The following is a 25459-nucleotide window of genomic DNA, read 5'->3' as shown; positions in this document are numbered from 1 at the left end:
TTCCGAGACGCACACTCCGCCGGATGCGGACCACGGCCCTGCCACTGGCTCTCTCCCTGGCTGCCGGCGGGCTGGTCACGGCCACCGCCGCCCCTGCCCAGGCCGCGACGTACAGCACGGTGCGCGAGGCGTTCAACAACACGGCGATCAGCCCGGAGGGCGAACCCGGCGCGGCCGACTTCGACGCCGCGGGGCACAGCCTGTCGGCCACCGACCTGGACAAGGCAGGCTGGCTGCGGGGCACGCGCGTCACGCTCAACGGAACGACCTACACCCGGGCGGACGTCGCCCCCGGCCGGCCGGACAACGTGCTGGCGACGGGCCAGACCCTCGCGGTACGGGGGTCCGGCAACGCCCTCGGATTTCTGGCATCGGCGACCTCAGGCGCCGTCGCCGCCCCCGTCACCGTGACCTACAGCGACGGCACTTCGGCGCAGCAGACCCTGGAGGTCGGCGACTGGAGCGCGGGAGGAACGGCGACCGCGGCACTCAGCCTGGACCACCGCAACACCGCATCCGGACAGCAGGCGGCCCCGGCCCGCCTCTACGCGGTCACCGTGCCGCTCGACCCGAAGAAGACCGTCACGTCGGTGACCCTGCCCAAGACCGGCAGCGCCGCCGCCCCGGGGGCCGCCGCCCTGCACGTGTTCGACATCGCGGTACGTAGCACACCCGCCGCGCCGGGCGGAAAGTTCTGGGCGGGCAGCTGGGGCACGGCCTTCGGCTCGGCCCAGCCGCCGGCCCCGCAGGGCTGGGCACAGCAGACCCTGCGCATGGTCGTGAACCCGCACACCAGCGGCGGCACGGCCCGGATCCGGTTCGCCAACACCTTCTCGCCGCAGCCGATCCGGCTCGGCCACGTGACCGTGGCCTCCCAGGTCCAGGCCGGCGGCGCGGCCGCAGCCCAGGCACCCGTCTCCCTGACGTTCGCAGGTGACCAGGAGACGCTCCTCCCGGCCGGCGGCGAAATCTACAGCGACCCCGTCGCCTTCCCCGTCACCGCCGGGAAGAACCTCCTGGTCAGCATCTACCTCCCCGACCCGGTCACCGTGGTCCCCACGCACGACTACGCCCTGACGACCTCCTTCGTCAGCGGCCGCCAGGCGGGCGACCACACCGCGGACACGGGCGCGACCGCGTTCCCCGGCACCCTCTCGTACGGGACCCTGGTCAGCGGTGTCGACGTCGCCGCGGCCGAGAACATCGGAACGGTCGTCGCCCTGGGCGACTCCCAGACCGACGGGGCGCACTCCACCCCGGACAGGAACCAGCGCTGGCCCGACCACTATGCGGCGGCCCTGAACAGCACCTCCCAGACGGCCGGCGTCGTCAACGCCGGCATCAGCGCGAACCGTCTGCTGGGCGACCGCGCGGACACCGCGGGACCCGGCGCACTGAGCAGGCTGGACCGCGACGTCTTCGCCCAGAGCAACGTCCGTACGCTCGTCCTCTACGAAGGCATCAACGACCTCGCCCACGACAGCGCGTCCGCGGAGTCCGTGAAGGACGCCATCCGCCGCATCTGCGCCCAGGCGAAGGCGCGCGGCATCCGGGTGGTCGTCGCCACCATCCCTGCATTCGGCGGGTACTCGGCCTACAGCGACGCCAAGGAGAACGCCCGCCAGCAGGTCAACGCCTTCATCAGGACGACGAGCGAGGCCGACGCCCGCACCGACTTCGACCTCGCCACCCGGGACCCCGACATGCCCTCCCAGCTCCTGGCGAGCATGCTCAAGCCGGGCGGCGACGACCATCTCCACTTCGGCGACGCGGGCACCAAGGTCCTTGCCGACACACTGCTCCGGGGGGCTGACGGCCCCAGCGTGAACATGTCCCAGACCGCGGCGGCGGACTTCAACGGCGACGGGGTCCGGGACCTCGTGGCGCGCCAGGACTCCACGGGCAACCTCAAGATGTGGCTCGGGCGCGGCAACGGCACCTTCGCCTCCGCCGTCGACGTGACGGGCGGCTGGCGCCCGTTCTCCCAGACCGTGGCGGCCGACTTCACCGGCGACGGCAAGGCCGACCTCATCGCCCGCGATTCCTCCGGCGACCTGAAGCTCTGGAACGGCCGTGGCGACGGCACGTTCGGCTCGGGCACCACGGTGACGGGCGGCTGGGACTTCACGCAGACCGCGGCCGCCGACTTCGACGGCGACGGCAGGACCGACCTGATCGCCCGGGATGCCTCCGGGAACCTGAAGATCTGGGCCGGCCACGGCGACGGCACCTTCGGCGCCGGTGTGGTCCTGACCGCCGGATGGAACTTCACCCAGACCGCCGCGGCCGACTTCAACGGCGACCACCAGGCCGACATCATCGCCCGTGACGGCTCCGGCAACCTCAAGATGTGGACCCACAACGCCGGCGGCTACTTCAACGCCCCGGTCACCGTCACCGGCGGCTGGAACTTCACCCAGACCGTGGCGGCCGACTTCACCGGCGACGGCAGGAGCGACCTGATCGCCCGCGACGACAGCACCGGCGAGCTCCGCAGCTGGGCCGGTCGCGGCGACGCCTCGTTCGCCGGCTCCACGACCCTGACCGGCGGCTGGTAACCGGTCAGGGCTGCCCGGAAACGCAGAGGGCCCCGGTCCGCTTTCGCGGACCGGGGCCCTCTCGCAGGGTGAGTGACGGGACTTGAACCCGCGGCCACCTGGACCACAACCAGGTGCTCTACCAGCTGAGCTACACCCACCATGTCCGGTCGGAAAACCGACCGGCCGAAGAAAAGGGTACAGGGTCCGGGAGGGTGCTCGCGCCCCCCTTTTCCCCGACCCGTCTCCGGAGGGTCCTGCCGGGTCCTATTCGGCGGACAGGGTGTGCTTGGCGGCGATGGCCCGGGCGGTGTCCGAGTCGGGCCCGGGCTGCGGCACGAAGACCGCCTCCCGGTAGTAGCGCAGCTCGGCGATGGATTCCTTGATGTCCGCGAGCGCCCGGTGGTTGCCGGTCTTCGGCGGACTGTTGAAGTAGGCCCGCGGGTACCAGCGGCGGGCCAGCTCCTTGACCGAGGACACGTCCACGATCCGGTAGTGCAGGTGGCTTTCCAGCGCGGGCATGTCACGCAGCAGGAAGCCGCGGTCGGTGCCGACCGAGTTCCCGCAGAGCGGAGCCTTGCGGGGCTCCTTCACGTGTTCCCGTACGTACGCCAGGACCTGCGCCTCGGCGTCCGCAAGGGTGATCCCGCCGGCCAGCTCCTCGAGCAGTCCGGAGGCGGTGTGCATCTCGCGCACCACGTCGGGCATGGTCTCCAGGGCCGCGTCCGGCGGGCGGATCACGAGGTCCACGCCTTCGCCGAGCACGTTGAGCTCCGAGTCGGTGACCAGTGCGGCCACCTCGATAAGTGCGTCGTCCGTCAACGAGAGCCCGGTCATCTCGCAGTCGATCCACACCATGCGATCGTTCATGCGGCCCAGCTTATGCGGATTACGCGGAAGGTCCCCCGCATCGGTGACGACCGATGAGGGGGACCTTCGTCAGGCAGTGCCCGTCGCGGGAGCTACGCGTGCTCGCGCAGGGCCCGGCTCGGGGCGTACAGCTCGGTCACCGTCGGGCCGGCCGCGGCCAGGGCCGCCGCGGCCCGCTGGGGCTGCGGAGTGCGCTGGTGCGGTACCGGGTTCCCCTGGATCTCGGCCACCTGGGACACGTCGGCCTGCGGCCGGCGCGCCCGGTAGGCCGAGCGGTAGGCGGCCGGGGAGGACCCCAGCTGCCGCCGGAAGTGCCCGCGCAGGGCGACCGGCGAGCGGAACCCGCAGCGCCCGGCGACCTCGTCGACCGAGTAGTCGGAGGTCTCCAGCAGCCGCTGTGCCTGGAGCACCCGCTGGGTGATCAGCCACTGCAGCGGCGCGCTGCCGGTCAGCGAGCGGAAGCGCCGGTCGAACGTGCGCCGGCTCATGTACGCCCGGGCGGCGAGGGTCTCCACGTCGAACTGCTCGTGGAGGTGCTCCAGCGCCCATGCGACGACCTCGGCCAGCGGGTCGGCGCCGATCTCCTCCGGCAGCGACCGGTCGAGATAGCGCTCCTGGCCGCCCGTGCGGCGCGGCGGGACGACGAGCCGGCGGGCCAGTGCCCCGGCCGCCTCGCTGCCGTGGTCCGTGCGCACGATGTGCAGGCACAGGTCGATTCCGGCCGCGGTGCCCGCGGACGTCAGCACGTCGCCGTCGTCGACGAACAGCTCGCGCGGATCGACATGGACGGACGGGTACCGCTTGGCCAGCGTCGGCGCGTACATCCAGTGCGTCGTCGCGGGCCGGCCGTCCAGCAGACCGGCGGCGGCGAGCACGAAGGCTCCCGTGCACAGTCCGACGATCCGGGCGCCCTCCTCGTGCGCCAGACGCAGTGCGTCGAGCGCTTCCGGAGGCGGCGGTGAAGTGATCGAGCGCCAGGCGGGAACGACGACCGTGCCTGCCCGGGCGATCGCCTCCAACCCGTACGGCGCGGTGAGCTCGAGTCCGCCGGTGGTCCGCAGAGGACCGTCCTCCCCGGCGCACACGAGCAGTCGATAGCGTGGAACTCCCGCGTCCTGCCGGTCGATGCCGAACACGGAAAGTGGAATGGAGCTCTCGAAGATCGGCCCGCCGCTGAACAGCAGCACCGCGACGATCTCCCTGCGGCGACGCCCCGCGAGCTTCCTGCCGGCGTCCGCGACGACGGCGGTGGAATCCTGGCTCATGGCTAAGCCCCCCTTGGGTGTCGCGACTCCTTGGTCTGGTCGCACCTGCACGTTTCCCCTCGGCCTTGCACGTGGATCCCCCGCCGTAAATACATGATCGAATCTACTGCGTCCCGTGGTGTCGGCGTGACAAGTTCAGCACGCAGCGCTATGTCGACTTGGCAACTTGGCGAAAAGCATTCGATCAGGAAGCGTTCCACTCCGCTACCGGAGTGGGAAGCTCGCCGTCCGGCCATGGCCAGTACCCGTAGGGTCTCGGAGCCCCCTTGGCGGTGTAGTCGCTGGTGGTAGGGGGGTTGATGGGGCATTCCGGCAAGAACCCCACTGTGCCGGGAAGTTGGCTGAAAACATGCGGGTGTGGGTGTGCGAATCAGTCAGTCCTCAGGGGAGATTCCACCAGAGGAGTGACAGCCGCGGCGCGCACGGCCCCCGGAGCCGGCCCCGGCGCGCGAACGCCGGCGGTGTCCGCCCGGCGGCAGCCGGTCCTCCGCGAGGACCGGGGAGGTCCGCTCCGCCTTCTCCGAGTACCGCAGCATCGCCCGGCACGCGGCCGTGACGGCGACCAGCCCGAGGGTCGCGACGGCGGCCCCGCCGAAGGAGGTCCCGTAGACGACGAGGACCACGGGGACGAGCAGGCAGCTGAAGGCGGCCCAGCGCACCACGTCACCCGCGGGGTCGTCATGGGGGCGTCTGCCGGGGCGCACGGACGGGTGAACGGCGGCGGGGGTGAAATGCGGGGTGGTGCCGGCGTGCTGCGCGGTCCGGACGGAGCGGACGGACTGGGTCGGCTGAGCGGGCTGGACGGGGTGGACCGGATGGCCGGGCACGGCGTGCTCCCTGCGGGCTCTTCCTGGACGGTCGGACGCCTGTCCAACGGTGCGCGGCTGCGCTCGGTCACTGCGCGCACGGGTGGCGCGCGCTGCCGCTCGTCACTGGCTGTAGGGGGCAGCGGCCATTGCCAAGGAGCCCTCGCTCCGGCATGCTCCCTGGGACGCTCTTCAAGGGCGGCATGCCCTGTGCAGGACAGGAGTGTCGCCGTACCCTGGTGGGTATGGGCTTGGGAAGATACTTCCCGGACAGAGCTCCGTCACCCTGAGTCGTCGATTTTTCAATCGTCGCTTCCGCCCAATGTCGCCCCGTCGCCCTGTCCCTTCCCCCGAGGACCCCTTCGCCGAGACATCCATGGCCGGTCACGAATTCCCCGAACCCGCGGACCGCAAGCGCAAACCCCTCGCCGATCACGCGTCGAGCGACCTGCGCGCGGCGGAACAGACACGTCATCCCTGCGACCCGGCCTTCCGGCACGGGGTCGTGGTGGGGTTCGACGGCTCCACGTCCAGTGAGCGCGCCCTGGCGTACGCGATCGGGATGGCGCGCAGGTCCGGATCCGGTCTGATCATCGTGCACGTGGCCAACCGGCTGCCCACCACCGTGTGGGCCGGCTGCGAGCCGCCCGTCTTCGTGGACGTACCGGACCACCGCACCGAGGTGCTGGGGCTGGAGCTCGCCTGCGCGGACTACCTGGCCGAGGTGCCCTGGATCCTGGTCGAGCGGGGCGGGGACATCTGCCACGAGCTGGAGGAGGTCGGCCGGGAGTACTCGGCGGACGCCATCGTGGTCGGCTCCACGCACGGGATCGTGGGCCGGATCTTCGGGTCGGTGGCGGGCCGGCTGGCCAAGCGCGCACAGCGACCGGTCGTTGTCATTCCGTAACCCACTGTACGTCGGTTGTGCGGTTGTGAACCCGCATGTAAAGGGTAGATAAATGCTGCTGGGACGCAGCAAACAACTGCAGATCGAAGGGAGCCCGCCGTGGACAATGGTGTCTCTGCGGGAAGCACGGCCTCGACTTCGACCCTCGGGAACATAGCCCTGGGTCTCACCCTTCTCGCATTCGGTATCGGCCACACGGGCATCGTCAGCGGCGTGTCCGCGGCCAACTCCGTGTCACTCGCGACCTACGTCGGCGGTCTCGCCCTGTTCGTCCTCGGAATCCTCGAGTTCCGCGGCGGCAACGGCTTCAACGGCACGGCGTACGCGGGCCTCGGCGCCTTCTGGTTCACCTGGGCCTCGGGGGCGGACGGAAAGGTTTCGGCACACGCCGCCGGACTGTTCCTGGTCCTCTTCGCCCTGCTCGCGCTGACCCTCACGGTCAGTGCCTCGGGCGGACTGTTCGGTCAGGGCACGTACGCCCTGCTCACCCTCTCCCTGCTGCTCCTCGCAGTCGGCTCCTTCGCCGACAGCGGCGGGCTCGCCAAGGCCGCCGGCTGGGTGGCCGCGGTCTCCGGGCTGCTGTTCTGGTACGGCGCCACCGCGGCGCTGGCCCACTGGCCCACCGCACTGGGCAAGGCCTCCGGCAGCGGCGCGGTCGCCGCGGGCTGAGCGCGGCCGGCCGGGGCGGCCGGCGTACGGGAGCGGAAGCACGGGAGCGGAAGCACGGAAGCGGAAGCACGCAGAACGGCCCCCGGGGGATCCCCCGGGGGCCGTTCCGCGTGCTCGGTGCGACTACTCGACGGTGACCGACTTCGCCAGGTTGCGCGGCTTGTCGATGTCCCGGCCCAGGGCCAGGGCCGTGTGGTACGCCAGCAGCTGGAGCGGGATGCCCATCAGGATCGGGTCCAGCTCGTCCTCGTTCTTGGGCACGAGGATGGTGTGGTCGGCCTTCTCCTGCTCGCGGTGGGCGACCGCGAGGATCCGGCCGCTGCGGGCCTTGATCTCCTCGAGCGCCGCGCGGTTCTTCTCCAGCAGGTCGTCGTCCGGGACGATCGCGACCGTCGGCATCGCCGGCTCGATGAGCGCGAGCGGACCGTGCTTGAGCTCGGAGGCCGGGTAGGCCTCGGCGTGGATGTAGGAGATCTCCTTCAGCTTGAGGGAGGCCTCCAGGGCCACCGGGTAGCCGCGGACCCGGCCGATGAACATCATCGACTTGGCCTCGGCGTACTCGGCCGCGAGCTTCTTGATGTCCTCTTCGCCCTCGAGGATCTCCTGGATCTGCGCGGGCAGCTTGCGCAGGCCCTCGATGATCCGCTTGCCGTCGGTGACCGACAGGTCCCGGATCCGGCCCAGGTGCACGGCGAGCAGCGCGAAGGCCACGACCGTGTTGGTGAAGCACTTGGTGGAGACGACGCAGACCTCGGGACCGGCGTGCACGTACACACCGCCGTCGGCCTCGCGGGCGATCGCGGAGCCCACCACGTTGACGACGCCGAGGACGCGGGCGCCCTTGCGCTTGAGCTCCTGCACGGCGGCGAGCACGTCGTACGTCTCACCGGACTGCGAGACGGCGATGTAGAGGGTGTCGGGGTCCACGACCGGGTTGCGGTAGCGGAACTCGGAGGCCGGCTCGGCGTCGGCGGGGATGCGGGCCAGGCTCTCGATGAGGCCGGCGCCGATGAGGCCCGCGTGGTACGAGGTGCCGCAGCCCAGGATCTTGACCCGGCGGATGCCGCGCGCCTCGCGCGGGTCCAGGTTCAGGCCGCCCAGGTGCACGGTGTTGAAGCGGTCGTCGATCCGGCCGCGCAGCACGCGGTCGACCGCGTCGGGCTGCTCGGAGATCTCCTTGTGCATGTACGTGTCGTGGCCGCCCATGTCGTACGAGGCGGCCTCCCACTCCACGGTCTCCGGCGTGGCCGTGGTGGTGGCACCGCTGGTGGTGTAGGTGCGGAAGTCGTCGGCCTTGAGGGTCGCCATCTCGCCGTCGTCGAGGGTGACGACCTGGCGGGTGTGGGCGACGAGCGCGGCGACGTCCGAGGCGACGAACATCTCCTTCTCGCCGATGCCGAGGACGACCGGCGAGCCGTTGCGGGCCACGACGATGCGGTCGGCGAAGTCGGCGTGCATGACGGCGATGCCGTAGGTGCCCTCGAGGGCCTTGACGGCCTCGCGGACCTTCTCCTCGAGGGTGTCGGCCTGGGAGCGGGCGACGAGGTGGACGATCACCTCGGTGTCGGTCTCCGAGACGAAGACGACGCCCTCGGACTCCAGCTTGGCGCGGAGCTCGTCGGCGTTGTCGACGATGCCGTTGTGGACGACCGCGACCTTGCTCTCGGCGTCCAGGTGCGGGTGCGAGTTGATGTCGCTCGGCGCGCCGTGGGTGGCCCAGCGGGTGTGGGCGATACCGGTGGTGCCGGTGAAGCGCTTGGGTACCCGGGACTCCAGCTCGCGGACGCGACCCTTGGCCTTGACCACCTTCAGAGCGGGGGACTTCGGGCTGTTGACGACGATGCCCGCGGAGTCGTATCCGCGGTACTCCAGTCGCTGCAGGCCTTCCAGCAGCAGCGGTGCCACGTCACGCTTGCCGATGTAACCCACGATTCCGCACATAAAGTCTTGCCCCTCCTGAAGTTCGGTTGCTCTTGCCGCTGTTGTCGCCGCGCCCTGCCGTCGGCAGGCCCTGTCGCTCAGCCGTAGACGATGCGGCGCAGCTGCCGGAGCGAGAGCTCCGGTGGCGCCACGGCGCGGTGCGGCAGCTCGGCCGCGATCCGTTCGAAGATCTCCGCGTTGACCGCACCGCCGGACTGGAGCTCCCGGTGGCGGCGGCGCACGAATTCCTCGGTCGTCTCGTCGAAGTACGCGAGGACGTCGAGCACCACCCGGGCGGCCTCGCCGCGCTGCAGCGCGGTGCTGCGCACCAGGTGGTCGACAAGATCGTCATGAGACGGGCGGCGGTCGAGCACTCGTAGATACTGACGGGCTGCGGCCGCGAACGCAAAGATCCTGCCCGAAACCGGGCAGGATCCATCTGGTCCAGACCAGCGGAATGCGTAAATCCACTCATGAAGCGGTTAGAAACGGCGCAAAATGGCCTGCTTGGCTGCGGCGAACTCCTCGGCCGTGAGGATGCCCCCCTGATGCAGATCGCCGAGCTCGCGCAGCCGGCGCAGCAGGGCGTCGTGGTCCTCGGGGGCCGTCGGCTCGGGGGCCGAGGCCGCGAGCTCCGGCACCGGCGCCGCGGACCGGACCGTGGGGGCCTCGGCCGGCGCCGAGGCACCGCGGGGATGGGGCATCCGCACCGCCACGGCCGCCGCGACCAGCGCCATCAGCGGATCCTTCTTGAAACCGAACAGCTCCACCGTGTACGGGTCGTACTTGGGCGCCGGAGCCGCCGGGGCGCCCGCCAGCGTGAACCGGATCCACCCGTTGTCCAGCCCCTTCGAGGGGGACCACTCCACCACCCGCAGGTCCGCGACCCGGAACTCGCGCGGACCGCCGGAACTCTTGGCCTCCTCCGTCGTCCAGTTCCAGTCCAGCGCCACCCGGTCCCCGTCGAAGGCCACGGTCCCGTCCCCCGCGGCCACCGTGATCGGTACGGCCGGCCCCGGCAGCAGGTACACGTCCGCCGGGCCGGGGTCCACCTGGTCCAGCAGCAGCGCATTGCGGACCTCGTCCACGAAGTACTCCGCCACCCCCGTCCGGTCCGCCTCCACGGTCAGCCGGTACGGGTCGGAGGCCTCCGGCAGCCGCCCGCCCGTCACCTGGAGCAGCGGGTCGGCGCCGTCACGCAGCTTCAGCCTCAACCGGCCCGTCTTGCGGCCCGGTTCGTAACTGACCCCGGCGAGCGCGCGCAGCGGTACGACCACTTCGCCCAGCGTCTGGCGCAGCAGCCCCACCCCCTTGTCGCGGCCGGGCACGATACGCACCGCGTCCCCGTCGAAGGTCCATGTGCCGTCCTTCTGGATGATTTCCGCCATCCACCGATTCTCGCACCGGCCACAGCAGGCCAGTTGGCCTATACCTGCCTTATGAGAGTCCTGCGACGCACGCTCGGCACCCTCCTCTTCCTCGGCGCAGCCGCCTCCTGCGCCACGTCCCCCGGCGACGACGCCAGACCCGGGGACGAGCGCCCCGCCGTCCTCGCCCCCTACGAACAGCTCCTGCCGGCGCCCGCATCCGTACGCGCCGAAGGCCCCGGGTACGGCGTCGGGGCGGGCACGGTCATCCGTACCGGCGCGAGCGGCGGCGAGGAGGTCCGCCGGGTCGGCGAGCTCCTCGCGCAGCAGCTCCGGGGCCCCAGCGGGCTCCCGCTGCCGGTGGTCGACGGGGCCGGCGGCGACGGGATCCGGCTGCGCCTGGACGAGCAGGCCGAGGGCGTCGGCGCCGAGGGGTACCGGCTGGAGTCCGGCCCGAGCGGGGTCACGCTGACCGCCCGGACCCCGGCGGGGCTCTTCCACGCGGGGCAGACGCTGCGCCAGCTGCTGCCGGTGGCCGGCCCGGGCACGGTGCCCGGCGGCGAGATCACCGACGCGCCCCGCTTCGCGTACCGGGGCGCCATGCTCGACATCGCCCGCCACCACTTCACGGCCGAGCAGGTCAAGCGGTACGTCGACCAGCTCGCCCAGTACAAGGTCAACACGCTGCACCTGCACCTGACCGACGACCAGGGCTGGCGGATCGCGATCGACTCCTGGCCGCGGCTGGCGGAGTACGGGGGCGGCAGCGAGGTCGGCGGCGGGCCCGGCGGGTACTGGACGAAGGACCAGTACCGCGACCTCGTGGCGTACGCGGCGCAGCGGTACGTGGACGTGGTCCCGGAGATCGACATGCCCGGGCACGTGAACGCGGCCCTGGCCTCGTACGCGGAACTGAACTGCGACGGGAAGGCGCGCGAGCGCTACACCGGGATCAAGGTCGGCTTCAGCTCGCTGTGCGTCGGCAAGGAGCGGACGTACGAGTTCATCGACGAGGTGCTCGGCGAGCTGGCGGAGCTGACGCCGGGCCGCTACCTGCACATCGGTGGCGACGAGGCGCTCTCGACGCCGGCGGCGGACTACGCGGCGTTCATGGACCGCGCCCAGCAGGTGGTGGGGCGGCACGGCAAGACGGTGGTGGCCTGGCACCAGCTGGCGACGGCCCGCCCGGCGCCGGGGGCGGTGCTCCAGTACTGGGGCCACGACAGGACCCCGGCCGCCGAGAAGGCGGCGGTGGCCACGGCCGCGAAGGCGGGCCACCTGCTGATCCTGTCCCCGGCGGACCGGCTGTACCTGGACATGAAGTACGACCTGACGACGAAGCCGGGACTGGCCTGGGCGGGCTTCGTCCCGGTGCGCAGGGCCTACGACTGGAACCCGGGTGCGTACCTGACGGGCGTCCCGGAGTCCGCGGTCCTGGGCGTGGAGGCCCCGCTCTGGACGGAGACCATCGCCACCCGCCCGGACCTGGAGTTCATGGCCTTCCCCCGGGTCCTGGGCCTCGCGGAACTCGGCTGGAGCCCGGGCCCGCGGAACTGGACGGAGTACCGGCAGCGCGTGGCGGCCCAGGGGCCGAGGCTGGACGCCCAGGACATCACGTACTACCGCGCCCCGGACGTGCCCTGGCCGTAGCCGGGAAGAGGGGCTGCCGGAGGGGCGGGTGCGCTGCCGAGGGACCGTATTCGGCAGCGCACCCCCCTTGATCACCGCCGCGATGCGTAAGGCGCGACGGGGTTCTTGAGGGTGCCGATCAGCTGGAGGGCGGCCGCCGGGTCGGCGAGGTCCACCATCTGCTTGTTGTTGCGCAGCTGGAGCCGGTTCAGGCAGGACAGCTGGAACTCCTCGGCGAACAGGTCGTACCGCTCGAACCGCTCCGACAGCTGGGGCATCGACTCCTGGTAGGCGTGGCCGCACTCCGCGACCGCCCGCCAGAAGGTGTCCTCCTCGCAGATGCCCTCCGTGGCCAGGATCGAGCCCAGGAAGCGGAAGAAGCAGTCGAAGACGTCGGTGAAGATCGACAGGAGCTTCATGTCCTCCGGGATGTCGGCCCTGACGCGCTCGACGGCCGGCGGGAGCACCGCGTCGGGGTCCATGACCACGATCTCCTCGGCGATGTCCTTGAAGACCGCCCGCTTCACCACGCCGTTCTCGATGACGAGGATGGTGTTCTCGCCGTGCGGCATGTACGCGAGGTCGTACTGGTAGAAGCAGTGCAGCAGCGGGAGGAGGTAGGCCTGCAGGTACGGCTTCAGCCACTGCGACGGGGTGAGGCCCGATTCCTCGATCAGCGCGCCGACGAAGGACTTGCCCTCGGAGTCGACGTGCAGCAGCGAGGCCATCGTCGCCAGGCGCTCGCCCTCCCGGAGGTGGTTGACCGGGGACTCGCGCCACAGGGCGGCCAGCATCTTGCGGTACGGCGAGTAGCGGTCCGTGGCGCGCTCGTACTGGCGGTGGTGGTAGCCGATGGCCGCGCGCTCGCGGATGATCGAGAAGTCCACCGACTGCAGGACCTCGTCGCCCTCGATCAGCTGGTGCAGCCAGTCGTTGATCGCCGGGGTGGCCTCCATGTAGGCCGCCGACAGGCCGCGCATGAAGCCCATGTTGAGGACCGAGATGGCGGTCTTCACGTAGTGCTTCGTCGGCGTCGTGGTGTTGAAGAACGTACGGATCGACTGCTGGGCCAGGTACGCGTCCTCGCCCTCGCCGAGCAGTACCAGACGGCGGTTCGCGATCTCGGCCGCGAAGGTGACCGTGGTCTTGTTCCACCACTGCCAGGGGTGGACCGGCAGGAAGTGGTAGTCCGCCGGGTCCAGGCCCAGGGCGGACAGCTTGGCCTCGAACCCCGCGACGGCGGCCCCGCCCAGCTCCTCGCGCATGAACGAGTCGTGGTCCAGGCCGGCGCCGGCCGTGAACGTCGAGACGTCCTTGCGGGCCGCCACCCACACCAGGTGGACGGGGCTCGCCGTCTCCGGGGCGTACGAGAGGTACTCGTGCACGCCGAAGCCGAGCCGGCCGTTGTTGGCGACGAAGCAGGGGTGGCCCTCGGTCATGCCCGTCTCGATGTCCTGGAAGGAGGACTTCGCCAGGACGGCGGCCGGGACCTCGGGCTTCGTGTACTTGAAGCCCCAGCCCGCCAGGGTGGAGGAGATCTCCTCCAGGTACACCGGCAGGACCTCGGCGCTGAGACCGAGGGCGTCCTTCAGCTCGATGTGGAAGTCGATCGCGTCCAGAGGCAGCTCGGCGCCGTCCCGGTGACGGGTGACGGAGGCCTCGTCGACCGCCCAGTGGTCCAGGGCGTGGAGGGCCGCGGTGAAGCGGTACTCCACGGTGCCGTCGTCGCTCAGGACCGAGTACGCCGAGCCGCCCAGGGGCTTCGGGGCCAGCAGGCGCTCGTGCGAGAACTCCGCCAGGGCCTTGCGGACCAGTGCGCGGTTCGCGCGGGCCCACAGTTCGGGGGAGAGGTGAGAGATCGCGTCGGCGAGGCTCATATGGAGGCTCCCGTCAGGCCGGTGGCCGTCTCGAACTGCGCGCGGGTGCAGAAGCTCAGCAGGGCTTCCTTCTCCGGCTTGGTGACCTGCCGCTCCGGTACGAAGCCGACGGCCTCGTTCAGGGCGTGCACGGCGGTGTTGGCGACGTCCGGCTCGACCACGACGCGCTCGGTGGCCGGGTCGGCGAAGACCGCGGCCATGACCGTGGTGATGACGGCGCGGGTGAAGCCGTGCAGCGGGGTGTCGCTCGGGGCGACGAGGAAGTGCATGCCGACGTCGCCGGGCCGGGCGTCGTACAGGCCGACGAGCTCCAGCTCGCTCGGGTCGTACGTCTCCATCAGGAAGGCCGGGCGGCCCTCGTGCAGGCCGATGAAGGCCTGGTGGTGCTCGTGGGCGGCGATCCGCATGTACTCGCGCTCGACGTCCGGGAGCGAGGCGTCCTGCATCATCCAGAACGAGGCCTTCGGGTGGGTGATCCAGCCGTGCAGCAGCTCCGCGTCGGCGAAGGGGTCCAGGGGCCTCACGGAGAAGGTCCCGAGGTCCGCGTCGACGCGGTGGTACAGGATTTCGGTGGTGCTCATGCGTGCGTGCCTTCCGGAGCGGCGAACTGCTGGAACGCGATGGACTTCTCGACCTTGTAGTACTCGCGGCCGAGGAGCTCTCCGATGATGTACGCGTTGCGGTACGCGGCCATGCCCAGGTCGGGGGCGGTGATGGAGTGGTTGTGGACCGTGCCGTTCTGCAGGAAGACCCCGCGGCCGGTCACGTCGATGCTGTAGTTGCGGGCCGCGTCGGGGCGGCCGTGGCCGTCGAAGGACAGGCGCTCGCGTACGGGGTTCAGGAACTCCGGGAGCGTGTACTTGTAGCCCGTCGCGAGGATCAGGCCCTCGGTGGCGAGGGAGAAGTCGCGCTCCTGCTCCTCCTGGCGCAGCCCCAGGGTGTACGCGCCCGTGGTGGTGTCGTACGCCGCCGAGTTCAGCGAGGTGTTGGTCAGCAGGGTGGTCGGGACCGGGCCCGGCGAGGTGACCTTCTTCTGGTAGAGCAGGTCGAAGATGGCGTTGATGAGCTCGCCGTCGATGCCCTTGAAGAGGTTCTTCTGCTGGTGCTCGAGCCGGTAGCGGGTCTCCTCGGGCAGCGCGTGGAAGTAGTCCACGTACTCCGGGGAGGTCATCTCCAGCGTCAGCTTCGTGTACTCCAGCGGGAAGAACCGCGGGGAGCGGGTCACCCAGTTGAGCTGGTAGCCGTACACGTCGATCTCGGAGAGCAGGTCGTAGTAGATCTCCGCCGCGCTCTGGCCGGAGCCGACCAGCGTGATCGACTTCTTCTGCTGGAGCTCCGCCTTGTTCTGCATGTACGCGGAGTTGTGCGTGAAGTCGCCGCCGAGTCCGGCGCAGGCCTGCGGGACGAACGGCGGGGTGCCGGTGCCCAGGACCAGGCGGCGGGCCAGGTGGGTCTCGCCGCGGTCGGTGTGGACCTCGTACAGGCCGGCCTGCTCGTCGTACGTGACCTGCGTGACGGAGGTGGAGTACCGCACGTTGTCGAGGCGGTCGGCGGCCCAGCGGCAGTAGTCGTTGTACTCGGTCCGCAGCGGGTAGAAGTTCTCCCGGATGTAGAACGAGTACAGCCGGTCCTTGTCCTTCAGGTAGTTCAGGAAGGAGAAGGGCGAGGTCGGGTCGGCCAGGGTGACCAGGTCCGACATGAACGGCGTCTGCAGGTGCGCACCGTCAAGGAACATCCCGGCGTGCCACTCGAAGTGCGGCTTCGTCTCGATGAAGAGGCCGTCGAGCTCGTCGATCGGAGCGGTCAGGCAGGCGAGTCCCAGGTTGAAGGGACCGAGGCCGATACCGATGAAATCGAACGGCTGGCGGGGCTCACGAGGCGTGGACAAGGGATTCTCCCAGGTACTGCTCGGCGTGGGACGCGAGGAGGTCGAGGACGGCAGCGATGTCGGCCGTCGTGGTCTGCGGGTTGAGGAGGGTGAACTTCAGGTACTGGTCGCCGTCCACCTTGGTGCCGGCGACGACCGCCTCGCCGGAGGCGAACAGCGCCTTGCGGGCGTGCAGGTTGGCCTCGTCGACGAAGTCCTTGCGGACGTCACCCGCGGGCACGTAGCGGAAGACCAGGGTGGAGATCTGGGGCTTGACGACGACCTCGAAGCGCGGGTCGGCGTCGATGACGTCCCAGCCGGCCGCGGCCAGGTCGATGACCTCGTCGAAGAGCGAGCCGAGACCGTCGGCGCCCATGGTGCGCAGGGTCATCCAGAGCTTGAGCGCGTCGAAGCGGCGCGTGGTCTGGATGGACTTGTCGACCTGGTTCGGGATCCTCTCCTCCGCCATGCGGCGGGGGTTGAGGTAGTCCGCGTGGTACGTGGCGTGCTTGAGGGTGTCGCGGTCGCGGACCAGCATCGCGCTGGAACTCACCGGCTGGAAGAACGACTTGTGGTAGTCGACCGTGACCGAGTCGGCCAGTTCGATGCCGTCGAGCAGGTGCCGGCGGGTGGGGGAGATCAGCAGTCCGCAGCCGTACGCGGCGTCCACGTGCATCCACGCTGAGTGCTCGGCGGCCAGGCGGGCGATCTCGGGGAGCGGGTCGATGGACCCGAAGTCGGTGGTTCCGGCAGTGGCGACGACGGCCATCGGGAACAGGCCCTCGCGGGCGCAGCTCTCCAGCTCGAGGGCGAGCACGGAGGTGTCCATGCGGCGGTTGCGGTCGACCGGGACGGCGATGACGGCCTCGTAGCCTAGCCCGAGCATGGCGGCCGACTTCTTGACGCTGAAGTGGCTGGCCTCGGAGGTGAAGATGCGCAGCTTGGGCAGGACCTCGGACTTCGGGAGCGCCCGCTCGCCGCTCTGCATGACCTTGCGGCAGGCCTCGTCGCGGGCCAGCAGCAGCGCGTGGAAGTTGGACTGGCTGCCGCCGGAGGTGAAGATGCCGTCCGCGTCCGGGCCGAGGCCGATGCGCTGCGCGGTCCAGTCGATCAGGCGGCGCTCGATGAGCGTGCCGCCGATGGACTGGTCCCAGGTGTCGAGGGAGGAGTTGACGGCCGAGAGGACGGCCTCGCCGAGGACGGCGGGGATGACGACCGGGCAGTTGAGGTGGCCCAGGTAGCGCGGGTGGTGGAAGTACACCGCGTCGCGCAGGTAGACCTCTTCCAGCTCGTCGAGGACGGCGGCCGGGTCTTCGAGGGGCCGGTCCAGGTCGATCCGGTTGATGACCGGGGCGAGTTCGTCGACGGATATGCCGGTGTGCGGCCGCTCGGTGGTCGCGAGTTTGGCAGCGACGCGCTCGACGCCTTCCGTGACGGCACGCCGGTACAGGTCCGCGGTCGTCTCATTCAGCAGATGCGAGCGCATCAACGTTCCTCCGGGCAGGGAAAAGAAGCGGGTGGGGAAGGTGATTCTTAGGTTAGCCTAACCTAACCTTCAGGCCAAATAGTGATGGGCCCCGGCCGAAAACCGGGGCCCATCGCTGAAGAGGGGTGGGGAAAGCGGGAGTTGCTACAGCTCGGACGTGGGTTCCTCGCTGGCCGCCTGGCCCGCGTACGCCTCGGCGAGGAGTTCCTCCTCGCTCGCACCGAGACGCCAGTACCCGGTGAAACGCACCGCGCGCCGGTCGATGGAACGTTCCTGCACGACATGCCGGCGGACCGCACGAATCGTGCCGGACTCGCCCGCGAGCCAGGCGTACGGAGCTTCGGCGACCGGCAGTTCGGCCGCCCGGAGCGCCTCCAGTACGCGCTCGGTGCGCTCCTTGCCCGCGCCGCTCCCCCGCACGATCCAGGTGATGTCCGCGTCGGCGAGCGTCGGCAGGACGAGCCGGTCGTCGGCGTGCGGGACCTCGAACCATGCGGCGACCCGGGTCCCGGCGGGGAGCCGGTCCAGGATCGCGGCGGCCGCGGGGAGCGCGGTCTCGTCCGCGTACATGAGCAACGCGTCGGTGCCGGCCGGCGGCTGGAACCGTACGGACTTGTTCTCCGCGACGGCCGGGCCGATCGCCGTGATCCGGCGGCCGGTCACCGCCCGGCCGGCCCAGTACGAGGCCGGGGAGGTGTCCCCGTGGAGCACGAAGTCGATGTCGACCTCGTCGGCGCCCTCGGGCGTACGGCGCTGCTCGCGCACGGTGTACGAGCGCATCACCGGCCGCTCCTCGTCCGGCATTCCGCGCCAGGCCGCGAACCAGGTGTCCTCGTCCGTGGACGGGAGAACGGTGTGCTCCTGGTGGGCGGGCGGCAGGAAGAGCGAGAGGCTCTGGTCGTAGCCGCCCGAACGGAAGCCCGAGAGGGACTCCCCGCCGAACGTGACCCGCAGGAACGAGTGCCCGAGGCGGCGCGTGCGGAGCACTTCGAGTTCGAAGAACCGGAAGTGGGCGGCGGCCGGGGCGGTGCCGGATGCGGTGGCGTCGGACACCGTGGCGTCGGACACCGTGGCGTCGGGTGCGGTGGCGGTCATGCGGAGAGTCCCCCCTCGTCAGTGGAAACGGTGCCTGGTCGGGTCGCCGAGGGTCAGCCGACCTTCTTGGCGTTCTGGATGGACTTCGCGAGGTCCTCGAGGATCTGGGCGCACTTGTCGTACGAGTAGATCGGCTCGGTCACGCGCGGGGCGACCTGGCCGGCCTTGACGGCGGGCAGCTCGGCCCAGGTCGGCTTGGCCTTCAGCTCCTCCGGCTGCAGCGTGCCGGTGCGGTTGTCGAGCAGGACCAGGTCGGCCTTGTACTTGCCGGCGTTCTCCCAGCTGAGGCTCTCGAAGAAGCCGCCCGCGTCCAGCTTGTCCTGCTCCGGGGCGACGAACTCGACGCCGAGGGTCTCGAAGTACTTCAGGTCGGCCGAGGTCTTCGGGGTGGAGACGTAGAACAGGTCGGCGGAGCCGGAGCCGACGAGCACCTTGATGCCCGGGTTGGCCTTGGTGGCCTCGCGGACCTTGGTGGCGGCCGACTCGAAGCGGGCCTTGGCGTCGGCGGTCTGCTTGGTGTTCAGGTCGGCGCCCAGGGACTTGGCGAGGTCGGCCGTGCGCTCCAGCGCCTTGTCGAGGGAGGCGTCGCCGCCCACGCCGATCGCGGCGGCCGGGGCCAGCTTCAGGATCTTGTCCTTGGAGGCCTCCGGGACGAACCAGTAGCTGCCGTCCCAGGTGTTGGTGACCAGCAGCTCGGGCTGGAGGGCCGCGTACTTCTCGACGTTGAACTCGTCGTAGACGTTGCCGAGGATCTCGACCTTGGAGACGTCCATCGAGCCGGCCATCTTGTCGGCCTTGCCGTCGGCGGTCTTGGTCGGGCCGAAGACGCCCTTGACCTGGACGCCGTAGTCGTGGAGCGCGGCGGCGGTGCCGGTGTAGGCCACGATGTTCTTCGGCTTGGCCTTGAGGCTGATGTCCTTGCCGAGGTCGTCCTTGAAGTTCCAGGCGCCCGAGGCCGAAGCGCCCTTGTCCTTGTCGCCCGCCTCGCTCTTCGCCGAGTCGGAGCCGCCGCATGCGGTGAGGGCCGCGACGAGGCCGAGGGCGCCGCCGGCGGCGATGAGACCGCGACGGGAGAGGTAGGAGGTACGGGACTTGGGCATGTCGATGTCCGCTTTCGTGCGTGCCGGGCGGCCACTGGGCCGTTCGGAGGGAAGGTTAGCCTAACCTTGGCCGAAAACGGTAAGGGGGCCCTAAGTTTCCTCAAGGCCCCCTCGTGCGTACTGCGATCTGCGGTGTCTAGCCGGCGAAGCCCAGCTCACGGGCGATGAGCATGCGCTGCACCTCGCTGGTGCCCTCGCCGATCTCGAGGATCTTGGAATCCCGCCACATGCGCGCCACGGGGTACTCGTTCATGAACCCGTAGCCGCCGTGGATCTGGGTGGCCTCGCGCGCGTTGTCGACGGCGACCGTCGAGGAGTACAGCTTCGCGATCGCCGCCTCCTTCTTGAACGGCTCCCCGGCCACGAGGCGGGAGGCCGCGTCACGCCAGCCGATCCGCGCCATGTGGGCGCGCATCTCCATGTCCGCCAGCTTGAACTGGATGGCCTGGTTGTCGCCGATGGGCCGGCCGAAGGCCTTGCGCTCCTTCGCGTACTTCACCGACTCGTCCACGCAGCCCTGCGCGAGGCCCGTGGCGAGCGCCGAGATCGCGATACGGCCCTCGTCGAGGATCCGCAGGAACTGGGCGTAGCCGCGGCCCTCCTGGCCGACCAGGTTCGCCAGCGGCACCCGCACGTCGTCGAACGCCAGCTCGCGGGTGTCCGACGAGTTCCAGCCGACCTTGGAGTAGGGGGCGGCCACCGTGAAGCCGGGGGTGCCGGACGGGACGATGATCGAGGAGATCTCCGGGCGGCCGTCTGCCTTGCGGCCCGTCACCGCGGTGACGGTGACCAGACCGGTGATGTCCGTACCGGAGTTGGTGATGAAGCACTTCGAGCCGTTGATCACCCACTCGTCGCCGTCCTTGACGGCCGTCGTGCGGGTGCCGCCGGCGTCGGAGCCGCCGTCCGGCTCCGTCAGGCCGAAGGCGCCGAGCACCTCGCCGGCGCACATCTTCGGCAGCCACTGCTGCTTCTGCTCCTCGGTGCCGAAGAGGTAGATGGGCATGGCGCCCAGCGAGACGCCCGCCTCCAGGGTGATGGCGACCGAGGAGTCGACGCGGGCCAGCTCCTCCAGGGCGATGCCGAGGGCGAGGTAGTCGCCGCCCATGCCGCCGTACTCCTCCGGGAAGGGCAGGCCGAACAGGCCCATGCGGCCCATCTCGCGGACGATCTCGTACGGGAACTCGTGCCGCTCGTACAGGTCACCGATCTTGGGGGCGATGACGTCGTGCGCGAACGCCTCGACGGTGCGGCGGAGTTCCTCGTGCTCGGGGGTGAGCCGGTGGTCGAGGGGCATGTCTTCGTTACTCCTTGTGGGAGAGGGCGCGGACGGTACGGGAGGGGCTGGGGCGTCCCAGCTGTTCGGCCATCCACACGCTCGTGGCGGTGAGGGCGGCCAGGTCGACGCCGGTCTCGATACCGAGGCCGTCGAGCATCCACACCAGGTCCTCGGTGGCGAGGTTCCCGGTGGCGCTCTTCGCGTACGGGCAGCCGCCGAGGCCGCCTGCGGAGGCGTCGACGGTGGTCACTCCGTGCTGGAGCGCGGCGAGGGTGTTGGACAGGGCCTGGCCGTAGGTGTCGTGGAAGTGCACGCCGATCCGGTCGGTCGTGACGCCCTCCTCGTTGAGCTCGCTGAGGAGGGCCTGGACGTGGCCGGGGGTGGCGACGCCGATGGTGTCGCCGAGGCTGAGCTCGTCGCAGCCGAGGTCGAGCAGGGCCCTGGCCACGCGGACCACCTGGTGGACCGGGACGGAGCCCTCCCAGGGGTCGCCGAAGCACATGGAGAGATAGCCGCGGACGTGCGCCTTGCCCTCCTTGGCGCGGGCCACGACGGGCTCGAACATGGCGAGGGACTCGGCGACGGTCCGGTTGAGGTTGCGCGAGGCGAAGGTCTCGGTCGCCGAGCCGAAGACCGCGATGCGGCCCGCGCCGAGGGCCAGGGCGCGGTCGAGCCCGCGCTCGTTGGGGACCAGGACGGGGAGGTGGACCCCGGCCAGGTCCTGGAGCTGCGGGAACAGCTCCTCGGCGTCAGCCAGTTGGGGCACCCACTTGGGGTGCACGAAGCTGGTCGCCTCGATGGTGGTCAGCCCGGCCGCGGCCAGCCGGTGGATGAACTCGGCCTTGACGTGGGTGGGTACGGCCGTCTTCTCGTTCTGCAGCCCGTCGCGGGCGCCGACCTCGTGGATGCGGACGCGGGCCGGCAGCCCGGGGGCCGGGACGGTCATGGGCAGCCCGTTCACGCGCCCTCCTCCTCCGCTTCGGGGGTGACCACGGCCAGGACCTGGTCCATGGCGACGGTGGTGCCCGGGGTGACGTCGAGTTCGGTGACGGTCCCGGCGTGCGGGGCGGAGATGACGTGCTCCATCTTCATCGCCTCGACGACGAGCAGGCTCTGGCCCGCGATGACCTGGTCCCCGACGGCCACCTTGACGACGGTGACGGTGCCGGGCATGGGGGCGGCGAGGGTGTCGGCGCCGGCGTGCCCGGCGCCGGTGAGGGCTGCTGCCACGGGGTCGTGGTTCTGGACGTGCCAGCTGTCCGCGTCGCGGCCGAGCCAAGTCCCCTCGGGGGATGCGGCATACGCGAAGCGGTGCGTGACCCCGTCGACCTCGATGGTGAGATGGCTCCGGGTGCGGCTGACGATCCGGCCGAGGGCCGGCATCCCGGGGCTCTGCCCCGGACCCCGCGCCTCAATCGCCGGCGGGGCCGGATCTTGGCCGGCGCCGCTGCCGACTGCGGGTGTGAGGAGCAGCTCCGTGTCGGATCCGTACGGGCGGGTGCGGACGGTGAGGGGGTCCTGGCCGGGGAGCCGGAAGTGGTGGACCGTCCAGGCCGGGGTACCGCCGAGGCGCCAGCCGTTGGCCGCCCCGAACGGGTCGACCCAGGCGGCGGAGCCGCCGGAACCTTCCCGGCCCGTCCGGTGATCGCGGACCGGGGCCTCGGGGCGGAGCCCCGGGTTCCGGGAAGGGGCGGGGTGGGGGACAGACAGCAGCGCCGCAGCCGCGTACACCTCCGGCGGGACGCCCTCCGGCAGCAACGAGCCCAGGTCCCGCTCCACCAACCCGGTGTCCAGGTCGCCCGAGACCACGTCCGGGTGGGCCAGCAGCCGCCGCAGGAACCCGGCGTTGGTCTGGACACCCAGGATCACGGTGTCCGCCAGCGCGCCCCGCAGCACCCGCAGGGCGGCCGCCCGGTCCGGCCCGTACGCGATCACCTTCGACAGCATCGGGTCGTACGTCGACCCCGTGTCGACCCCGGCCACCAGCCCGGAGTCCGTCCGTACGGACCCGCCCGACGGCTCGGACAGGGCCAGGACCTTGCCGCCCGAGGGCAGGAACCCGCGCGCCGGGTCCTCGGCGCAGACGCGCGCCTCGATGGCGTGCCCCGTGAGGGTGATGTCCGACTGCGTGAATGCCAGCTCGGCGCCCGCCGCGACCCGCAGCTGCTGCTCCACCAGGTCCAGGCCCGTGATCAGCTCGGTCACCGGGTGCTCGACCTGGAGACGGGTGTTCATCTCCATGAAGTAGTACGAGGACGGGTCCCCGCCCGGGACGATGAACTCCACCGTGCCCGCGCCGACGTACCCGCACGAGCGCGCCGCCTCCACCGCCGCCGCGCCCATCGAGGCCCGCAGTTCCGGCGTGAGCAGGACCGACGGGGCCTCCTCGATCACCTTCTGGTGGCGCCGCTGGAGCGAGCACTCGCGCTCGCCCAGGTGCACCACGTTCCCGTGCGCGTCCGCCAGCACCTGGATCTCGATGTGCCGCGGCCGGTCCACCCACCGCTCCACGAGCAGCGTGTCGTCGCCGAACGAGGAGCGGGCTTCGCGGCGCGCCGCCGCGATCTCCTCGCCCAGCAGGCCGGCGTCGCGGACGAGCCGCATGCCCTTGCCGCCGCCGCCCGCCGAAGGCTTCAGGAGCACCGGCATGCCGATCTTCTCGGCGGCCGCGACCAGTTCGGCGTCCGACAGGCCGCTGCCCGAGGAGCCGGGCACGACCGGGACGCCGGCCGCCTTCACGGTCTCCTTGGCGCGGATCTTGTCGCCCATCAGGGAGATCGCCGAGGCAGGCGGCCCGATGAAGGCCAGGCCCGCCTGCGCGCAGGCGGCCGCGAAGGCGGCGTTCTCCGCGAGGAAGCCGTAGCCCGGGTGGACGGCCTCGGCCCCCGTGCGCCGCGCCGCGTCGAGCAGCCGCTCCACCGACAGGTAGCTCTCGGCTGCCGCCGCCGGGCCGATCCGGACGGCCGTGTCGGCCTCCCCTACGTGCCGTGCGTCCGCGTCCGCGTCGCTGAAGACGGCCACGGACCGCACCCCGAGCTCCCGCAGCGTGCGGATGACCCGGACCGCGATCTCGCCCCGGTTCGCGACCAGAACAGTGCTGAACATCGAAGAAGTCCTCACGTCACACGTCACATTCGGAAGATGCCGAAGCCCGCGTCGCCCAGCGGGGCGTTCGCGCACGCGGTCAGGGCCAGTCCCAGCACCTGCCGGGTCTCCATCGGGTCGATGACCCCGTCGTCCCACAGCCGCGCGGTGGCGTAGTAGGCGTTGCCCTGTTCCTCGTACTGCGCGCGGACCGGGGCCTTGAAGGCCTCCTCGTCCTCGAGCGGCCACTCCTGGCCGGCGCCCTCGATCTGGTCCCGCTTGACCGTGGCGAGCACGGAGGCGGCCTGCTCGCCGCCCATCACGGAGATCTTGGCGTTGGGCCACATCCACAGGAACCGCGGGGAGTACGCCCGCCCGCACATCGAGTAGTTGCCCGCGCCGTACGAGCCGCCGACGACCACGGTCAGCTTCGGGACCCGGGTGCAGGCCACGGCCGTGACCATCTTGGCGCCGTGCTTGGCGATGCCGCCGGCCTCGTAGTCCTTGCCGACCATGAAGCCGGAGATGTTCTGGAGGAAGAGGAGCGGGATCCCGCGCTGGTCGCACAGCTCGATGAAGTGCGCGCCCTTCTGGGCGGATTCGGAGAACAGGATGCCGTTGTTGGCGACGATCCCGACCGGGTGGCCGTGGATCCGGGCGAAACCGGTGACCAGCGTCTGCCCGAACTCCGACTTGAACTCCTGGAAGCGGGACCCGTCCACGATCCGGGCGATGATCTCGCGTGCGTCGTACGGGGTGCGCGAGTCGACCGGGACCGCGCCGTACAGCCCGTACGGGTCCACCTTCGGCTCTTCCGGCGCCTCGACCGACCAGGGCAGGGCCTGGCGCTCGGGCAGGGTCGCCACGATGTTCCGTACGATCCGCAGCGCGTGCGCGTCGTCCTCCGCGAGGTGGTCGGTGACGCCCGAGATCCGGGAGTGGACCTCGCCGCCGCCGAGCTCCTCGGCCGTGACCACCTCGCCGGTGGCGGCCTTCACCAGCGGCGGGCCGCCGAGGAAGATCGTGCCCTGGCCGCGGACGATGACGGCCTCGTCGCTCATCGCCGGGACGTACGCGCCGCCCGCCGTGCAGGAGCCGAGGACGGCGGCGATCTGCGGGATGCCGGCGCCGGACATGCGCGCCTGGTTGTAGAAGATGCGGCCGAAGTGGTCCCGGTCGGGGAAGACCTCGTCCTGCATGGGGAGGAAGGCGCCGCCCGAGTCGACCAGGTAGAGGCAGGGGAGACGATTCTCCAGGGCCACCTCCTGGGCGCGCAGGTGCTTCTTCACGGTCATCGGGTAGTACGTGCCGCCCTTGACGGTGGCGTCGTTCGCGACGATCACGCACTCGCGGCCGCTGACCCGGCCGATGCCCGCGATGACCCCGGCGGCGGGGGCCGCGCCCCCGTACATGCCCTCGGCGGCCAGCGGGGCCAGCTCCAGGAAGGGGGACCCGGGGTCCAGGAGGGTGTCCACGCGGTCGCGGGGGAGCAGCTTCCCGCGGGCGGTGTGGCGGGCGCGGGCCTTCTCGCCGCCGCCGAGCCGGGCCGCGTCGAGCCGGGCCCGCAGCCCCTCGGCGAGCTCGCGGTGGGCGGCCTCGTTGGTCCGCCAGGCCTCGGACGCCGGGTCCGCGGCGCTCGTCAGCACTGGTGCCTGCTGCATCGGTCGAGCTCCCTTGCTCGGTGCACGCTGTTAATGAGCG

20 protein-coding genes and 1 tRNA gene are annotated in these 25459 nt (G+C 70.9%); 4 read left to right on the top strand and 17 right to left on the bottom strand.

Annotation, left to right across the window (positions count from 1 at the left end):
- The first annotated feature begins 23 nt into the window (after positions 1–23).
- On the top strand, positions 24–2558 hold the full coding sequence (locus ACZ5WG_RS13140; protein ID WP_468722810.1) for an FG-GAP-like repeat-containing protein: 2535 nt from the start codon (positions 24–26) through the stop codon (positions 2556–2558).
- A gap of 67 nt (positions 2559–2625) precedes the next feature.
- Here ACZ5WG_RS13140 and ACZ5WG_RS13135 read toward each other — a convergent pair.
- The 4 genes from ACZ5WG_RS13135 to ACZ5WG_RS13120 all read right to left on the bottom strand — a co-directional run bounded on the left by ACZ5WG_RS13135 (position 2626) and on the right by ACZ5WG_RS13120 (position 5499).
- Positions 2626–2698, bottom strand: a tRNA-His gene (locus ACZ5WG_RS13135).
- Between the two features lie 106 nt (positions 2699–2804).
- Complete coding sequence (gene orn, locus ACZ5WG_RS13130) at positions 2805–3407, bottom strand: oligoribonuclease (RefSeq protein ID WP_468722808.1); 603 nt, start codon at positions 3405–3407, stop codon at positions 2805–2807.
- Between the two features lie 92 nt (positions 3408–3499).
- Positions 3500–4672: a helix-turn-helix domain-containing protein gene (locus tag ACZ5WG_RS13125; RefSeq protein ID WP_468722806.1), complete on the bottom strand. Its 1173-nt coding sequence runs from the start codon at positions 4670–4672 to the stop codon at positions 3500–3502.
- 374 nt (positions 4673–5046) lie between these two features.
- Positions 5047–5499 carry a hypothetical protein gene (locus ACZ5WG_RS13120; RefSeq protein WP_468722805.1) on the bottom strand — a complete coding sequence of 151 codons (453 nt, stop codon included), beginning with the start codon at positions 5497–5499 and terminating at the stop codon, positions 5047–5049.
- Positions 5500–5854: 355 nt separating this feature from the next.
- Between ACZ5WG_RS13120 and ACZ5WG_RS13115 the strand changes: the two genes are divergently transcribed.
- On the top strand, positions 5855–6385 hold the full coding sequence (locus tag ACZ5WG_RS13115; protein ID WP_366101580.1) for a universal stress protein: 531 nt from the start codon (positions 5855–5857) through the stop codon (positions 6383–6385).
- Positions 6386–6484: 99 nt separating this feature from the next.
- Positions 6485–7054: a GPR1/FUN34/YaaH family transporter gene (locus tag ACZ5WG_RS13110; protein ID WP_468722804.1), complete on the top strand. Its 570-nt coding sequence runs from the start codon at positions 6485–6487 to the stop codon at positions 7052–7054.
- A 123-nt stretch (positions 7055–7177) separates the two neighbouring features.
- Here the strand turns inward: ACZ5WG_RS13110 and glmS are convergent, their stop codons facing one another.
- The 3 genes from glmS to ACZ5WG_RS13095 all read right to left on the bottom strand — a co-directional run bounded on the left by glmS (position 7178) and on the right by ACZ5WG_RS13095 (position 10362).
- A complete protein-coding gene (gene glmS, locus ACZ5WG_RS13105; RefSeq protein WP_468722802.1) occupies positions 7178–8995 on the bottom strand; it encodes a glutamine--fructose-6-phosphate transaminase (isomerizing) in 1818 nt (605 codons plus the stop codon).
- A gap of 77 nt (positions 8996–9072) precedes the next feature.
- On the bottom strand, positions 9073–9348 hold the full coding sequence (locus tag ACZ5WG_RS13100; RefSeq protein WP_030008735.1) for a hypothetical protein: 276 nt from the start codon (positions 9346–9348) through the stop codon (positions 9073–9075).
- A 108-nt stretch (positions 9349–9456) separates the two neighbouring features.
- Positions 9457–10362 (bottom strand): DUF4429 domain-containing protein, encoded by a 906-nt coding sequence (locus ACZ5WG_RS13095; RefSeq protein WP_468722800.1) that lies wholly within the window; start codon positions 10360–10362, stop codon positions 9457–9459.
- Between the two features lie 51 nt (positions 10363–10413).
- On the opposite strand from ACZ5WG_RS13095, the gene ACZ5WG_RS13090 reads away from it, so the two are divergent.
- A complete protein-coding gene (locus tag ACZ5WG_RS13090) occupies positions 10414–11991 on the top strand; it encodes a beta-N-acetylhexosaminidase (protein ID WP_468722798.1) in 1578 nt (525 codons plus the stop codon).
- Between the two features lie 71 nt (positions 11992–12062).
- Here the strand turns inward: ACZ5WG_RS13090 and ACZ5WG_RS13085 are convergent, their stop codons facing one another.
- The 10 genes from ACZ5WG_RS13085 to ACZ5WG_RS13040 all read right to left on the bottom strand — a co-directional run bounded on the left by ACZ5WG_RS13085 (position 12063) and on the right by ACZ5WG_RS13040 (position 25419).
- Entirely contained in the window at positions 12063–13847 is a 1785-nt protein-coding gene (locus ACZ5WG_RS13085; protein WP_468722796.1) for an IucA/IucC family protein, read from the bottom strand.
- A complete protein-coding gene (locus tag ACZ5WG_RS13080; RefSeq protein ID WP_468722795.1) occupies positions 13844–14428 on the bottom strand; it encodes a GNAT family N-acetyltransferase in 585 nt (194 codons plus the stop codon). Before ACZ5WG_RS13080 ends, ACZ5WG_RS13085 begins: the two co-directional genes overlap by 4 nt.
- Entirely contained in the window at positions 14425–15735 is a 1311-nt protein-coding gene (locus tag ACZ5WG_RS13075) for a lysine N(6)-hydroxylase/L-ornithine N(5)-oxygenase family protein (RefSeq protein WP_468722794.1), read from the bottom strand. The genes ACZ5WG_RS13080 and ACZ5WG_RS13075 overlap by 4 nt, the downstream gene beginning before the upstream one ends.
- Positions 15719–17200, bottom strand: coding sequence for a pyridoxal phosphate-dependent decarboxylase family protein (locus tag ACZ5WG_RS13070; RefSeq protein ID WP_468722792.1), 1482 nt, complete (start codon positions 17198–17200; stop codon positions 15719–15721). Before ACZ5WG_RS13070 ends, ACZ5WG_RS13075 begins: the two co-directional genes overlap by 17 nt.
- A 144-nt stretch (positions 17201–17344) precedes the next feature.
- A complete protein-coding gene (locus ACZ5WG_RS13065) occupies positions 17345–18295 on the bottom strand; it encodes a siderophore-interacting protein (protein WP_468722790.1) in 951 nt (316 codons plus the stop codon).
- 53 nt (positions 18296–18348) lie between these two features.
- On the bottom strand, positions 18349–19395 hold the full coding sequence (locus ACZ5WG_RS13060; RefSeq protein ID WP_468722789.1) for an ABC transporter substrate-binding protein: 1047 nt from the start codon (positions 19393–19395) through the stop codon (positions 18349–18351).
- 136 nt (positions 19396–19531) lie between these two features.
- A complete protein-coding gene (locus ACZ5WG_RS13055; RefSeq protein WP_468722788.1) occupies positions 19532–20692 on the bottom strand; it encodes an acyl-CoA dehydrogenase family protein in 1161 nt (386 codons plus the stop codon).
- Between the two features lie 7 nt (positions 20693–20699).
- Positions 20700–21620, bottom strand: a complete 921-nt coding sequence (locus tag ACZ5WG_RS13050; protein ID WP_468723053.1) for a hydroxymethylglutaryl-CoA lyase — start codon at positions 21618–21620, stop codon at positions 20700–20702.
- A gap of 11 nt (positions 21621–21631) precedes the next feature.
- Entirely contained in the window at positions 21632–23779 is a 2148-nt protein-coding gene (locus ACZ5WG_RS13045; RefSeq protein ID WP_468722787.1) for an acetyl/propionyl/methylcrotonyl-CoA carboxylase subunit alpha, read from the bottom strand.
- Positions 23780–23802: 23 nt separating this feature from the next.
- Positions 23803–25419, bottom strand: a complete 1617-nt coding sequence (locus ACZ5WG_RS13040; RefSeq protein WP_468722786.1) for a carboxyl transferase domain-containing protein — start codon at positions 25417–25419, stop codon at positions 23803–23805.
- Positions 25420–25459: the final 40 nt, after the last annotated feature.

This window comes from Streptomyces sp. NPDC032745, assembly GCF_055579465.1.
This window is presented reverse-complemented; position numbering and strand designations above follow the sequence as displayed.

Bases quoted from the DNA above. Each gene is read 5' to 3' on its own strand.
- ACZ5WG_RS13140 (WP_468722810.1), top strand. From the start codon at position 24: ATGCGGACCACGGCCCTGCCACTGGCTCTCTCCCTGGCTGCCGGCGGG.
- orn (WP_468722808.1), bottom strand. From the start codon at position 3,407: ATGAACGATCGCATGGTGTGGATCGACTGCGAGATGACCGGGCTCTCG.
- ACZ5WG_RS13125 (WP_468722806.1), bottom strand. From the start codon at position 4,672: ATGAGCCAGGATTCCACCGCCGTCGTCGCGGACGCCGGCAGGAAGCTC.
- ACZ5WG_RS13115 (WP_366101580.1), top strand. From the start codon at position 5,855: ATGGCCGGTCACGAATTCCCCGAACCCGCGGACCGCAAGCGCAAACCC.
- glmS (WP_468722802.1), bottom strand. From the start codon at position 8,995: ATGTGCGGAATCGTGGGTTACATCGGCAAGCGTGACGTGGCACCGCTG.
- ACZ5WG_RS13095 (WP_468722800.1), bottom strand. From the start codon at position 10,362: ATGGCGGAAATCATCCAGAAGGACGGCACATGGACCTTCGACGGGGAC.
- ACZ5WG_RS13090 (WP_468722798.1), top strand. From the start codon at position 10,414: ATGAGAGTCCTGCGACGCACGCTCGGCACCCTCCTCTTCCTCGGCGCA.
- ACZ5WG_RS13085 (WP_468722796.1), bottom strand. From the start codon at position 13,847: ATGAGCCTCGCCGACGCGATCTCTCACCTCTCCCCCGAACTGTGGGCC.
- ACZ5WG_RS13080 (WP_468722795.1), bottom strand. From the start codon at position 14,428: ATGAGCACCACCGAAATCCTGTACCACCGCGTCGACGCGGACCTCGGG.
- ACZ5WG_RS13070 (WP_468722792.1), bottom strand. From the start codon at position 17,200: ATGCGCTCGCATCTGCTGAATGAGACGACCGCGGACCTGTACCGGCGT.
- ACZ5WG_RS13065 (WP_468722790.1), bottom strand. From the start codon at position 18,295: ATGACCGCCACCGCACCCGACGCCACGGTGTCCGACGCCACGGTGTCC.
- ACZ5WG_RS13060 (WP_468722789.1), bottom strand. From the start codon at position 19,395: ATGCCCAAGTCCCGTACCTCCTACCTCTCCCGTCGCGGTCTCATCGCC.
- ACZ5WG_RS13055 (WP_468722788.1), bottom strand. From the start codon at position 20,692: ATGCCCCTCGACCACCGGCTCACCCCCGAGCACGAGGAACTCCGCCGC.
- ACZ5WG_RS13050 (WP_468723053.1), bottom strand. From the start codon at position 21,620: ATGACCGTCCCGGCCCCCGGGCTGCCGGCCCGCGTCCGCATCCACGAG.
- ACZ5WG_RS13045 (WP_468722787.1), bottom strand. From the start codon at position 23,779: ATGTTCAGCACTGTTCTGGTCGCGAACCGGGGCGAGATCGCGGTCCGG.
- ACZ5WG_RS13040 (WP_468722786.1), bottom strand. From the start codon at position 25,419: ATGCAGCAGGCACCAGTGCTGACGAGCGCCGCGGACCCGGCGTCCGAG.